Origin of the sequence: Herbaspirillum sp. C7C8 (assembly GCF_022627875.1) — a bacterium.
Classification (GTDB): domain Bacteria; phylum Pseudomonadota; class Gammaproteobacteria; order Burkholderiales; family Burkholderiaceae_D; genus Herbaspirillum.
Map to the genome: position 1 here is coordinate 73,512 of NZ_JABXGG010000015.1, position 12,297 is coordinate 85,808.

Here is a 12,297-nt window from a genome sequence, read left to right on the forward strand (position 1 = left end):
TTTTCATCTCTAAAGGAGACCTCCATGTTCAAGCAAATTTTCCGACGCACCCTGCAAGCCGCCGCCTCCGGCAGCTTGCTGATGCTGGTCATGCACGCTGTACCGGCCCAGGCCGATGAGCCTACCCTGAGCATTCTCGAGCCCAAGTCCGGGCAGACCGTAACCAGTCCCTTCCGTGTGCGCCTGGCTGCGCATTCCATGACCACCCGCCCGGCTGGCAAGCTGGTCGAGGGTACCGGGCATCATCATGTGCTCATCAATCACGGTGCCGTGGGCAAGGGAGATGTCATACCGCACGACGATACGCACATCCACCTGGACAATGGCCAGACCGAAACCATGCTCTCGCTGCCCCCCGGAAAATACAAGCTCACGGCGCAGTTTGCCGATGGCGAGCACCGCTCTTACGGGCACATGATGGCGCACGGCATCAACATCACCGTGAAATAGACGAGGAAAGCGAGCCAGGGAAGGTGACGGGCCGTCAATGACGAGCTCCGCGATCGATCCAGGCTCATCCTGAACTGCTCACGTTGATGTAGCCGAGGGAGCACAGGGCAACAAAAAAGGGCCCCGCAGGGCCCTCTGACTTCAGCGTTGCACTACCGGTTAACGGCTGTTGCTCTGGTTGCCGCCGTTGTGGCTGTTCTGACCGCCCTTGCGGCCGGCTTCACGCGCTTCGTCGGAGCTGAACTCGTGCGCAGTACCCTTCTCGTGAGCGGCCTTGCCGCCCTGGCTGGCGATCTCGCGCTGCTTGTTTTCATCCATCGAAGCGAAGCCGCGGTTGCTGGTCGAGCCTTGGTTCTGGTTTGCCATGATGTATCTCCTTGGTTCATGAGGGGTGGAAAAATTCCGCAGGGCTTTATCTTCCCTACGAGTCCTCATCTTAGACAGACCGCACGGTGGCGACCATCAGCGTCTTTCTCTTCAAGGGGGCGGTGCCTGCTGTCAGTCATGCCAGCGTCCCTGAAGAAGAGTCTGTCGATGAAGGTGCATCGATTCATCTGGCGCGCTGTCGCTCCATCATGAGCGTGATGGCAGAGGATCGCGGACGCGAGGAACCTGCAGCAGGCAAAGTACTCCATGGCTTGTTCAACACTACGCATGCGCATTGCCGCGCTTGGCCGCCACTCTGACGGGCAGCCGGCGAGACAGGCATCACCGGGACATGACAATGAAGAAGAAACAAGCGCTGATCGAGGGAGTGAACCGGCTCAAGGCCTCGCATGAACAGGCGGCCGCGATCCTGCAGGGGATCGTGCATGACGCGGTGCGGGTGAGCAAGGGCGGTGAAGGACTGCCCGAGCGGCGCGACTTGCGTCGTTACCGTCGGGCCATCAAGGAGTTGAAACTGCAGTGCCTGCAGGTGGAGATGGTGTTGGCCGAATTCGATCGTGAACAATGATCGCTACCGTTGGTCCTGGCGGCCCGGTGGGCCGGCCAGGGCGATCTATACTTGCGCCCCTGGCTGCAAGCGGGCTTGCGTGTCATAGCTGCGGGCTGTTCTCGCGCATGTCCTGCTCGGAATAATTGTCGCCTTCCGGCTTGTTGCGTGAGGCCGGCTTGTCGCTGTCGCCGGGTGCGTATTGCCGGCCATGGGCCAACATGTCACGCTCGCTGGTGCCATTGCGCTGGTTGCCTTTCGTCTGGAGGTCTTGCGGGCCGGAGGTGTCGGCGGGGTGAGTATGTCGGTTCAGTGCGTCGGTCATGGTGTTCTCCTGATCGTGGTCAATGAAATGAGCGTGAAATGAGCGGGCTGCGGCAACACACGGCCGTGGCGCCGTCCATATCGGATGCTAATGCTGCCGCCATGGCGTGTATGTCGGCCAGTGCCGCGCATGCAGGTGGCCAACACTGACAGTATGACGCGAGCGGCGGTCGCGGCCAGCCTGCTGGCAGTCGATTGCGCGCACGCTCATCAAGCGGCGCTGACGCCTCCGACAGTCGCCGCCCACAGGGCCAGGCGAGACACGCTGATGTTCGCGGCGCGGCGGGACGGTGAGTGTGCCGGGCGTGTATGCCGTGTTCATCCACGGCTTCCTGTTCGGCGACATCTTCGAGAAGGGGCTGACCATCAAGACAGGCCAGACCCATGTGCAGCATTACATGCCGGAGCTGCTGACCAGTATCGAGGATGGCTGGCTGCGCCCGGAAGCCATCATCACGCATCGCCTGCCCCTGGACCAAGCGGCCGAAGGCTATCGGATCTTCAACGAGAAGCGCGAGAATTGTCGCAAGGTGGTGCTCACTACGTGACGCGCTGACATTCTTCTCCCCATGTAAGCGATCACTTGGCCGAGCGCCAGCGATCTGCCAACTACTCGCATTGGCGTCATCAGCATGTCATAACGTGATGGAAACGAGACACGTCCGCAAGTTTCATTTGCTGGTAAGACCTTTGTGTGAGTAAATACTGCAAAAATTATGAAATATGCGAATAAAACATCGCGATGTTTCGTGATTATTTGCATATTTTTCATATTTTTATCGCAAACGTGATCCGGGAAAGTGAATGAAGGCTTTGTCAAACATGAAGATCGGCGTGAAGCTGAGCTTGGGGTTCGCCAGTCTGCTGGTGATGATGCTCGTACTGGTCGGGGTGGCCATGGTGGGGATCAATGCCTTGCGCGCCTCGATCACGCGTGCCAACGAAGAACAGAACGAAAGCCTGAAACCGCTCTACGAGGCGCGCGAAGCGCTGGATCAGACCGGTCTGGCCGCACGCAATGCGTACGTCTTCCTGAGCGACGCCGATGCGCAATCCGAACTGAAGATCCTCGACCAGAAGAAGGCGCTCTATCTCAAGCTGTTGCAGAAGCTGGAACCGCGCCTGGCCGGCATCCCGCAGTTCGCCATCGTGCGCACCGGCTTGCTGCAGATGGCTGATGAACTCAAGCGTCCGCGTCAATATCGCGAGAGCGGGGCGATGGAGGCGTATCGCGATTTCCTTGTCAATGATTGCAGTCCCTTGCGGCGCAAGATCGTGGGCGACATCAACCTGCTCATCGAGCAGATCGATGCACAAAGTACGGCAGCAGGCGCGCAGGTCGAGCGCTCGGCGACCGACGCTCTGCGTTTCATCGCCATGCTGGCGGCGGTGGCGATCCTGATTGCGGTGGGGGTGGCCCTCACCATTACGCGCGGACTGTTGCGTCAGCTCGGCGGTGAACCGGCCTATGCGATGGCCATCGCGCAGCGCATTGCGCATGGCGACCTGGCCGTGGAGGTCGTCACCCGAACCAACGACCGGAGCAGCCTGCTGCATGCGCTGGGCATGATGCGCGACAGCCTGGCTGCCATCGTCGGCCAGGTACGTCAGGGAACCGATGCGATCGAACGTGCGGCCACTGAAATCGCCTCGGGCAACACGGACCTCTCCGGCCGCACGGAACGTCAGGCCAGCTCGCTGGAGGAAACCGCCAGTGCCATGGAGCAGATCACCTCGGCCGTGCGACAGAGTGCGGCCAACGCGGTACAGGCCAATGAACTGGCGGCCTCGGCCTCGGATATCGCGGTCAGGGGTGGCGACATGATGGGCAATGTCGTGGCGACGATGGAAGACATCCATCAATCCTCGGTCAAGATCGTGGATATCATCAGCGTGATTGATGGCATCGCTTTCCAGACCAACATCCTGGCGCTCAATGCCGCCGTCGAGGCGGCTCGGGCGGGCGAGGGCGGACGCGGCTTTGCGGTGGTGGCCTCGGAGGTGCGTACCCTGGCCCAGCGCAGCGCCTCGGCGGCCAAGGAAATCAAGGAACTGATCGGCGCCTCGGTGGCCAAGGTCGATAGTGGCAGCGACCAGGTCAAGGATGCCGGCCGGACCATGGAAGAGATCGTCGCCAGCGTGCGCAAGGTGACTGAGGTGATCGCCGAGATCAGTCTGTCCAGCCGCGAACAGAGCGAGGGTATCGAGCAGGTCAACGATGCCATCGGTCACATGGATGAAGCGACCCAGCAGAATTCGGCACTGGTGGAACAGGCCGCTGCGGCAGCAGAGGCGCTGACCTCGCAGGCCGGTGCCCTGGCGCGCCTGGTTTCCACCTTCAAGCTGGCGCCGAGCGGGCGTACGGCGCACGTGGCGGGTTGATTCGTGCTTCTTGAAAATACCGGCCACGCCTACTGTGCAGCCCCGGCCGCCTTGCCGGACGATGAAGATGCACGCTTGGCGGCGTTGCAGGGATATTGCGTACTCGATACGCTGCCCGACAAGTCCTGTGACCAGATCACCGAACTGGCGCGCACGCTCTTTGGCGTGGAGATCGCCCTGATCTCGCTGGTGGACGAGGACAGGCAGTGGTTCAAGTCCCGTGCCGGTCTGTCGGCGCAGGAGACTCCGCGCTCGATGTCCTTCTGCGCCCATGCCATTCTGGCGCGCGGCAGCCTGGTGGTGCTCGATACGCATCAGGATGGGCGCTTTCGCAACAACCCGCTGGTGACTGCTGCACCGCGCATCCGCTTCTACGCAGGCGCGCTGCTGAGATCGTCGCAAGGTCATGCGCTGGGTACGCTCTGTCTGATCGATCCGCGTCCCCGCGAGCACTTCGGGCCGGCCGAGATGGCCAGGCTGGAGCAACTGGCCTGCATGGTCATGGAGCGGCTCGAACAGCTGCGCAACCGGGGCTATACCGACCATGTGACGGGTTTGCCCAATCGCGCCCGGCTCATGGAAGTGCTGCGCGCACGGGCGCATGTAAAGGGCGATGCCGGCTTGCCGTGCGCAGCGCTGGGCGTGGACATCTGTTCACGTGAATATCTGTTCGACATGGTCAAGGCACTCGGCTGGGATTATGCCGAGTCCTTCCTCGTGCAGGTCAGTCGTGCCTTGTGCGAAGCGCTGGACTACCAGCCGGTCTATCGTGTGACCACGACCACCTTCGTCTTCCTCCACGAAGGAACTGCCGCGCAGCGACAGGAGCACATCGCCAACGTGCGTCAACAGTTCGTCCAGGCGCTGGAAATCCACGGCATTCCGCATCAGCTCGACATCGCCATCGGCGTACTGCCGGCGGTAGATGACATTGCCGGCAGCGACGTCGTACGCTCGCTGCTGACCGTCATCGACGTGGGTCGCGAGGAGGGCATCTGTCCGCGTCAGTTCGAATCGGTACATGCGGAAAACCAGCGCAATGCGTTCTGGTTGCTGTCGGCGCTGCCGATGGCCTTCAACTCTTCCGATGAACTGAGCCTGCATTACCAGCCCAAGGTGCGCTTGCGCGACAGCAGTTGCGTGGGGGTGGAAGCACTGATCCGCTGGCATCACCCTGTCCTGGGCAACATCTCGCCCGCGATCTTCATCGCGCTGGCCGAGAAGACGGCGCAAATTCGCCAGATCACGGCCTGGGTCGTGCGCCATGCGGTGGCGCAGGCGGCCGCATGGCATGCGCGCGGCCATCGGGTGCCCATTGCCATCAATACCTCGGCGCGCGATTTCGAGTCCGACGACATCCTGCGCCTGCTGGCCGCCCAGCTGAAGCAGCATGCGGTCCCGCCGGGTCTGATTGAAATCGAATTCACCGAAAGCGCCATGGCCAGCAACCCTGCAGTGGTGCGCCAGCGCGTGCAGGCCATCCGCGAGCTGGGCGTGAAGGTGGCCATCGATGACTTCGGCAGCGGCTTCAGCAATCTGTCCTACCTGAAGAGCATTCCGGCTGACATCATGAAGATCGATCGTTCCTTCATCAGCAGACTGGTCGAAAACGAGGCCGATCAGGTGATCGTGCCTTCCATCATCCATCTGGCCCATCAGCTGGGGTTCAGCGTCGTGGCCGAAGGTGTGGAGAGCGAGCAAACCGCCAGAATCCTGCATCACCTGGGCTGTGACTTCGCCCAGGGTTATGCGATTGCGCGACCGATGCCGGCAGAGGAACTGGAGGAGTGGCTGGGGATGGTGCGATGAGCAGCGACTGCTTCTTGAGCTTGCGCGTAAGCGCCTGCACGCTGCTCAGGGTGGAGAAGTCACTGGCGTTTCGATTCCAGCAGTTGCAGCGACAGGATGTCGGTCGCCAGGGCTGCGAGTTCTTCCAGCGCCTGTCGTTCGTGGGCGCGCAAGATGCGCGGTTCGGTGTCGATCACGCACAGCGAGCCAAAGGCACGGTCCTGGTACATCAGGCGGATGCCGGCATAGAAGCGGATGAAGGGTACGCCCGTGACCATCGGGTTATTGACGAAGCGGGGATCCTTGGTGGCATCGGAGACGGTGAAGATTTCCTCCTGCATCACGGCGTAATTGCAGAAGGCCCACGAGCGCGGCGTGGAGCTGATGTTCAGGCCATGTGCCGCACGGAAGATCTGCAGCTCCGAGGTCAGGAAAGTGACCAGGGCAATGGGCACGTCCAGCAGTTCGCTGGCGAGCCATGTCAGGCGATGAAAGCGGGCCTCGGAATGTGTGTCTTCCATTGTCTGTTCAACAAAGCGCGCACGTTCTGGCTCGTTCGGGCTGACCGGATAAGGAACCTCGATCTGTGGCCCAGCGTGACCGGCAGTGGGCTCGGGTTGTTTCACTTCACGATGGCCAAGCAAGGTCATGACCGAGCTCAGCCGGGTGCGCCGATGGCCGCCCGGCGTTTTCCAGGAGGCCAGCATGCCGCTCTCCATCCACATCTGGGCGGTCGTGATCGATACCCCCAGCAGTCGGGCAGCTTCTCGCGAAGTCATCGCCGGGTCCCCGGGGGGCATCTCGTTGTCATCAGATGGTACTGCACGACCCATTTGATTGATCCTTGTAAAAGTATAGCTGTGCGGTGAGTGAATTTGTATATTTCACATATTTAATATTTTTTCGCATGGCAGAAATGCAACGAATCGTAGATTCTTTAATATCTTTCACTTTCCGGAGCATATGCTGTGGGCAAAATATGAAATAAACAAAGCTTCATACTGTAGTCAGGGGAGCTTACGTATTCCTTGTCATTACCGGATTCTCGCTCTGCGGGAATTCGTGGGTGTGCGCTATCTTGCAGGGATGTCCTTGCCAAGCGGGCATTGTAGTGCGCATTGCGAAAAGATGTCGGACAAGCGCCCGCGTTTTGTCCGGAAGCTGACCTGCGTCAAGCCTTGGAGGCCGGCAGGCTGGTTGGAGTGGGGAAGAGAGGGCAACGCTGTGGAAAAAACGGGAGAAGCCATGGGGGTGCAAGAGCAGTCCTCCTCGATTTCTCATGAGATGAAAATCCGAATCGGGGGTACCACCTATCTGATTGAAAGCCGCGCCTCGGGCGGGCCTGACGAACATCGGCTGTATGCCTATCGCGTCTGGTGCGATGGCGAATTGGTGAAGGATTGGACCGAGGGCAACATGGCCGACTTTTTCGGCAAGCTGCCCCCGGCTCACGTGCAATAGAACGCAACTGCTCCGGCGCATCCTCCGCGCCGGAACGCTGTCCCGCCTTCTCATCCCCCCGAGAAGGCGTTTGCCCTGCTCCGCGAGGAGCGGGGCTTTTTTTCGCCCGCGCCCCGGGCCGGGAATGGAAATGTATGAGCAAATTTCATTGGTAAATGAGATCAAATCATTTTTATTCATGGATTGGGCAGCATAGAATTCGCCCGGTACATTGACCGCATCGAGTCCGCCGCGCTGTCGGCAGACACGACTTCAGCACAGGGGCGCAGAAACATCATGAGCAAGGACTTCGCATTTGCCATCAAGAGCATTTGTTTCGACGAGGATTATCATCCCGCCGACAACACGCGCATCACCACCAACTTCGCCAACCTGGCCAGGGGCGCGCAGCGTCAGGAGAACCTGCGCAACACCTTCCGCATGATCAACAACCGTTTCAATGCACTGGCCCACTGGGATAATCCCAAGGCCGACCGTTATGCCGTGGCATTGGAGATCATCTCGGTGGAAATGGGCCTGGCAGGACAGGATACCGGCCAGGCACTGCCATTGATCGAGGTGCTCAAGACCAACATCCTCGATCACCGGACCGGTGAACGCATCGAAGGGATCGTTGGCAACAATTTTTCTTCTTACGTGCGCGACTACGATTTCAGCGTCGTCTTGCTGGAGCACACGAAGCAGCAGCCAAGCTTCAGCGTGCCGGAGAATTTCGGCGAACTGCATGGCAGGCTGTTCAAACAATTCGTCCAATCGGAGGCCTACCGGGCGCACTTCAGCAAGCCGCCCGTGATCTGCCTGAGCGTGGCCAGCAGCAAGACCTATCACCGTACCGAAAATGTGCATCCGGTACTGGGCGTGGAGTATCTCCAGAACGAAAGCTCACTGACCGATGCTTACTTCGCCAAGATGGGCCTGAAGGTCCGCTACTTCATGCCGCCCGACAGTGCCGCTCCGCTGGCCTTCTACTTCAGCGGCGACCTCCTGCGCGACTACTCGAATCTGGAGCTGATCGGCACCATCAGCACGATGGAGACCTTCCAGAAGATCTATCGCCCGGAAATCTACAACGCCAATTCCGCCGCCGGAAAGACCTATCGCCCCAGTCTGCAGCATGAGGACTATTCCCTCACGCGCATCGTCTATGACCGCGAGGAGCGCAGTCGTCTGGCGCTCCAGCAGGGACGCTTTGCCGAGGAGCACTTCATCAAGCCGTATCGCAGCGTGCTCGAACAGTGGTCGTCTGCTTGCACCCATTGATCTCTCCACCCACAAGGTTCTCCATCGTGAAAAAACTATTGCCCACCTCCACCGCCGGCAGCCTGCCCAAGCCCGTCTGGCTGGCCGAGCCCGAGACTCTCTGGTCCCCCTGGAAGCTGCAGGGGGATGAACTGCTGGAAGCCAAGCGCGATGCGTTGCGCCTGTCGTTGCAGCAACAGCGACGGGCGGGCATCGATATCGTCAGTGATGGCGAGCAGACGCGTCAGCATTTCGTGACCACCTTCATCGAGCATCTTGACGGGGTGGATTTTGCCAGGCGCGAGACGGTGCGCATCCGCAATCGCTACGATGCCAGCGTGCCGACGGTGGTCGGTGCGGTCTCGCGCCAGAAGCCGGTGTTCGTCGACGATGCGCGCTTCCTGCGCAGCCAGACCCGGCAGCCGATCAAGTGGGCCCTGCCCGGACCGATGACCATGATTGATACTCTCTACGACAGCCACTACAAGAGTCGCGAGAAGCTGGCCTGGGAATTCGCCACGATCCTCAACCAGGAAGCGCGCGAATTGGAGGCGGCAGGGGTGGACATCATCCAGTTCGATGAACCGGCCTTCAATGTCTTCTTCGATGAGGTCAACGACTGGGGCGTGGCCACGCTGGAGCGGGCCATTGAGGGGCTCAAGTGCGAGACCGCCGTGCACATCTGCTATGGCTACGGCATCAAGGCCAACACGGACTGGAAGAAGACACTGGGTTCGCAGTGGCGACAGTATGAGGAGACCTTCCCCAAATTGCAGGCATCGGGCATCGGCATCGTCTCCCTGGAATGCCACAACGCGCGCGTTCCCATGGATCTGATCGGACTCATTGCCGGCAAGAAGGTGATGGTGGGAGCCATCGATGTGGCCAATCACACCATCGAAACGCCTGAGGAAGTCGCGGCCACCCTGCGCCAGGCATTGCAGTTCGTGGCGGCGGACAAGCTCTATCCCTGTACCAATTGCGGGATGGCGCCGCTGCCCAGGGAGGTAGCGGCCGGCAAGCTCGATGCCTTGTGCGCGGGGGCGGAGATTGTGCGCCGGGAGCTGGGGGCTTGATTATCTTGCCCACGCTCTGAACGTCGACGTGGGCATTCGTCGTGACCACGATCTGCAACAGCGGTGAAGCACCGACGATCATCGACTGTCAGCAGTACCCCCCAGCCACGAGCAGTTGGTCAAGCTGATCCGGGATGCCGGTCTCGCGGTGCGCGAAGCCCTGCGTCAAAAGGCAGGTCCCTGACGGATTGATATGGCGAGCCAAGAGAATGCGCCGCGGACCTGTCCGGGCGCATGAATCAGACTGTCCTGCGGGCTCGAAGTCCGTCAGCGTTTGCCGCAATCAACGGACTTCATCTGCATTGCCTCACCGGACTTACCAGCTGGTCTCCCTCTCCGCGGTCGAAGAAATCTTGTGAATGGCCAGATCCGCGCCTTCAAATTCCTGTTCCGGATCAAGACGAATCCCCACCATTTTCTTCAGCAAGCCATAGACGATCCAGCCTCCTGCCGCCGCAATGGCAATGCCCATAAGGCTGCCGATGAGCTGCGACATGAACGACACACCGCCCCTTCCGCCCAGGGCCTGCAAGCCGAAGATGCCGGCTGCGAGTCCGCCCCACAGACCGCACAGCCCGTGCAGCGGCCATACGCCCAGTACATCGTCGATCTTCCACTTGTTCTGCGTGCGGGTGAACATCCATACGAAAATCGCGCCTGCAATGCCACCCGTGACCAGCGCGCCCAGCGGGTGCATCAGGTCCGAGCCAGCGCATACCGCTACCAGTCCGGCCAGCGGACCGTTGTAGGCAAAACCGGGATCGTTGCGACCCATCATCAGGGCCACCAGCGTACCCCCGGCCATGGCCATGAGCGAATTCATCGCGACCAGGCCATTCATCTTGTCCAGCGTCTGCGCGCTCATCACGTTGAAGCCGAACCAGCCCACCGTCAGGATCCATGCACCCAGGGCCAGGAAGGGTATGTTGGAGGGGGGATGCGCCGCCACCGCACCTTCCTTGCTGTAACGGCCACGCCGCGCACCCAGCAGCAGCACCGCAGGCAGGGCGATCCAGCCGCCTACGGCGTGGACCACGATGGAACCGGCGAAGTCATGGAACTGCGCTCCGAAGGTCGCCGCCAGCCAGGCTTGCACACCCAGGTGCTGGTTCCAGGCAATGCCCTCGAAGAAGGGATAGACCACACCCACCAGCACGGCCGTGGCCACCAGCTGCGGATTGAACTTGGAACGCTCGGCAATGCCGCCCGAGATGATGGCCGGAATGGCCGCCGCAAAGGTCAGCAGGAAAAAGAACTTCACCAGCTCGAAACCACTGCGCTGGGCCAGCGTCTCGGCTCCCGCAAAGAAGCTCACGCCATAGGCCACGTAGTAGCCGATGAAGAAGTAGACGATGGTCGAGACCGCAAAGTCCGCCAGGATCTTCACCAGAGCATTGACTTGGTTCTTCTTGCGTACCGTCCCCAGCTCAAGGAAGGCAAAGCCGGCGTGCATCGCCAGAATCATGATCGCCCCCAGCAGGATGAAGAGGGCGTCTGCGCCGTTTTTGTGATCGTCCACCAGAAAATCTCCCAAAAAGTGTGCGAGAAAATGCTTGAAAGCCAGGACCAAAGCAATTTCCGTTCCATTTTGGTGAGAAATTCTCAGGCCGTTGATTTTAAAAGACTTTTATGGTGCATCATGATCTTGTTAGTGAATGCTGCGCACGAACTTCGTGCATTTCGAGGATGGGCCGAGGAGGCGAGCTGCATTTTGGTGCGATGGCCCAATGGTCTAGGCCTCCCCGGATGGGAGCGCCGTTTTTTCAGTCGGCCAGTGTGCCGATGAACCCCTCGATCTGTTGCGCGACCGCCTCCGGATCCTCCAGCAAAGACAGGTGGCCCACGCCAGGCAGGATGTGCAGTCGGGCGTGGGGCAGACGCGGCAGCAGCTCCGCCTGCAATGTCGTGACCCGGTCGACCTGATCGTGCTCGCCCGCGATGACCAGCGTAGGGACATTGATGGTGGCCACGGCGGTCGTGATGTCTTCGGCCATCGCCACATTGGGCCAGGCGCGCTTGGCCTGTGGTGCAGCCCGCAGGCTGTCCTCGATGACCTGCTCGCGCGGTGCGTCGCTCAGGGGGCTGGCCGTGAGCACATGGTCGAGGACGAATTCGACCGATTCTCTGGATTGATAGGCGCCTGCGAGCATCGCGCGCTGATCTTCGGAAAGCAGCATGGGCGACGGCGGCGAGGGCGCGATCAGGATCAGCCCTTGCAGCCCGTGTGGTCGCCGCGAGGCCATCAGCTGCGCGACCTTGCCACCCATGGAGTGTCCGACCAGGACGTAGCGCTGCAGCCCCAGCGCCGCGATGACACCCTCGGCATCAGCGGCAAGATCGGCAATCCCGTAGCCCTCGGCTGGCGCATCGGACTGGCCCCAGCCGCGATGGTCGGTGGCGATGATGCGGTAGCGCTGCGCCAGTTTGCCGGCCACTGCATCCCAGGTCCGCGACGAACCGCCGTAGTAGTGCAGCAACACCAGCGCCAGCTCGCCACTGCCTTGTTGCGCCACATGGATGCGCGTTCCGTTTGTTTGGATGTGCATTTCTCTGCTCCTTTTGTGATGGGGTCCTGCAATGTTAGATTCGATTTCATGAATTTATAATTGCTTAACTATTAGTGACAGTCGAAACCAAAATGAT

General features: G+C 60.5%; 13 protein-coding genes. 8 read left to right on the plus strand and 5 right to left on the minus strand.

Annotated elements, in window-relative coordinates; genetic code table 11:
• The first annotated feature begins 24 nt into the window (after nt 1-24).
• Nucleotides 25-450, plus strand: coding sequence for a DUF4399 domain-containing protein (locus HWE01_RS17265; RefSeq protein WP_008325355.1), 426 nt, complete (start codon nt 25-27; stop codon nt 448-450).
• A gap of 159 nt (nt 451-609) precedes the next feature.
• Here HWE01_RS17265 and HWE01_RS17270 read toward each other — a convergent pair whose 3' ends face one another.
• A complete protein-coding gene (locus HWE01_RS17270) occupies nt 610-816 on the minus strand; it encodes a KGG domain-containing protein (RefSeq protein ID WP_008325357.1) in 207 nt (68 codons plus the stop codon).
• Nucleotides 817-1,174: 358 nt separating this feature from the next.
• Between HWE01_RS17270 and HWE01_RS17275 the strand changes: the two genes are divergently transcribed.
• Complete coding sequence (locus HWE01_RS17275) at nt 1,175-1,405, plus strand: hypothetical protein (RefSeq protein ID WP_034349639.1); 231 nt, start codon at nt 1,175-1,177, stop codon at nt 1,403-1,405.
• Nucleotides 1,406-1,487: 82 nt separating this feature from the next.
• On the opposite strand, the gene HWE01_RS17280 is transcribed toward HWE01_RS17275, so the two are convergent.
• Complete coding sequence (locus HWE01_RS17280; RefSeq protein ID WP_034349640.1) at nt 1,488-1,709, minus strand: hypothetical protein; 222 nt, start codon at nt 1,707-1,709, stop codon at nt 1,488-1,490.
• A 289-nt stretch (nt 1,710-1,998) separates the two neighbouring features.
• Between HWE01_RS17280 and HWE01_RS17285 the strand changes: the two genes are divergently transcribed.
• The 3 genes from HWE01_RS17285 to HWE01_RS17295 all read left to right on the plus strand — a co-directional run bounded on the left by HWE01_RS17285 (nt 1,999) and on the right by HWE01_RS17295 (nt 5,899).
• A complete protein-coding gene (locus tag HWE01_RS17285; RefSeq protein ID WP_241822408.1) occupies nt 1,999-2,256 on the plus strand; it encodes an MDR/zinc-dependent alcohol dehydrogenase-like family protein in 258 nt (85 codons plus the stop codon).
• 256 nt (nt 2,257-2,512) lie between these two features.
• Nucleotides 2,513-4,090, plus strand: coding sequence for a methyl-accepting chemotaxis protein (locus HWE01_RS17290; protein WP_241822409.1), 1,578 nt, complete (start codon nt 2,513-2,515; stop codon nt 4,088-4,090).
• Between the two features lie 3 nt (nt 4,091-4,093).
• Nucleotides 4,094-5,899: a putative bifunctional diguanylate cyclase/phosphodiesterase gene (locus tag HWE01_RS17295; RefSeq protein WP_241822410.1), complete on the plus strand. Its 1,806-nt coding sequence runs from the start codon at nt 4,094-4,096 to the stop codon at nt 5,897-5,899.
• 59 nt (nt 5,900-5,958) lie between these two features.
• Here the strand turns inward: HWE01_RS17295 and HWE01_RS17300 are convergent, their stop codons facing one another.
• Entirely contained in the window at nt 5,959-6,711 is a 753-nt protein-coding gene (locus tag HWE01_RS17300) for a GAF domain-containing protein (RefSeq protein ID WP_008325383.1), read from the minus strand.
• A 130-nt stretch (nt 6,712-6,841) separates the two neighbouring features.
• Here HWE01_RS17300 and HWE01_RS17305 point away from each other — a divergent pair, with 130 nt between their 5' ends.
• The 3 genes from HWE01_RS17305 (at nt 6,842) to HWE01_RS17315 (ending at nt 9,654) form a co-directional block, all read left to right on the plus strand.
• Nucleotides 6,842-7,339 carry a hypothetical protein gene (locus HWE01_RS17305; RefSeq protein WP_241822411.1) on the plus strand — a complete coding sequence of 166 codons (498 nt, stop codon included), beginning with the start codon at nt 6,842-6,844 and terminating at the stop codon, nt 7,337-7,339.
• A gap of 276 nt (nt 7,340-7,615) precedes the next feature.
• Nucleotides 7,616-8,599 (plus strand): DUF1852 domain-containing protein, encoded by a 984-nt coding sequence (locus HWE01_RS17310; protein ID WP_241822412.1) that lies wholly within the window; start codon nt 7,616-7,618, stop codon nt 8,597-8,599.
• Nucleotides 8,600-8,625: 26 nt separating this feature from the next.
• On the plus strand, nt 8,626-9,654 hold the full coding sequence (locus tag HWE01_RS17315; protein ID WP_241822413.1) for a methionine synthase: 1,029 nt from the start codon (nt 8,626-8,628) through the stop codon (nt 9,652-9,654).
• Nucleotides 9,655-9,970: 316 nt separating this feature from the next.
• On the opposite strand, the gene HWE01_RS17320 is transcribed toward HWE01_RS17315, so the two are convergent.
• Together HWE01_RS17320 and HWE01_RS17325 are read right to left on the minus strand one after the other, a co-directional pair.
• Nucleotides 9,971-11,173, minus strand: a complete 1,203-nt coding sequence (locus HWE01_RS17320; protein ID WP_008325388.1) for an ammonium transporter — start codon at nt 11,171-11,173, stop codon at nt 9,971-9,973.
• 244 nt (nt 11,174-11,417) lie between these two features.
• Nucleotides 11,418-12,200, minus strand: coding sequence for an alpha/beta fold hydrolase (locus HWE01_RS17325; RefSeq protein WP_241822414.1), 783 nt, complete (start codon nt 12,198-12,200; stop codon nt 11,418-11,420).
• Nucleotides 12,201-12,297 lie beyond the last annotated feature (97 nt).

What these genes read in the sequence shown, in the direction of transcription:
- HWE01_RS17270 (WP_008325357.1), bottom strand. Translation starts at nt 816, where the DNA reads ATGGCAAACCAGAACCAAGGCTCGACCAGCAACCGCGGCTTCGCTTCG.
- HWE01_RS17310 (WP_241822412.1), top strand. Translation starts at nt 7,616, where the DNA reads ATGAGCAAGGACTTCGCATTTGCCATCAAGAGCATTTGTTTCGACGAG.
- HWE01_RS17280 (WP_034349640.1), bottom strand. Translation starts at nt 1,709, where the DNA reads ATGACCGACGCACTGAACCGACATACTCACCCCGCCGACACCTCCGGC.
- HWE01_RS17305 (WP_241822411.1), top strand. Translation starts at nt 6,842, where the DNA reads ATGCTGTGGGCAAAATATGAAATAAACAAAGCTTCATACTGTAGTCAG.
- HWE01_RS17325 (WP_241822414.1), bottom strand. Translation starts at nt 12,200, where the DNA reads ATGCACATCCAAACAAACGGAACGCGCATCCATGTGGCGCAACAAGGC.
- HWE01_RS17265 (WP_008325355.1), top strand. Translation starts at nt 25, where the DNA reads ATGTTCAAGCAAATTTTCCGACGCACCCTGCAAGCCGCCGCCTCCGGC.
- HWE01_RS17290 (WP_241822409.1), top strand. Translation starts at nt 2,513, where the DNA reads ATGAAGGCTTTGTCAAACATGAAGATCGGCGTGAAGCTGAGCTTGGGG.
- HWE01_RS17300 (WP_008325383.1), bottom strand. Translation starts at nt 6,711, where the DNA reads ATGGGTCGTGCAGTACCATCTGATGACAACGAGATGCCCCCCGGGGAC.
- HWE01_RS17275 (WP_034349639.1), top strand. Translation starts at nt 1,175, where the DNA reads ATGAAGAAGAAACAAGCGCTGATCGAGGGAGTGAACCGGCTCAAGGCC.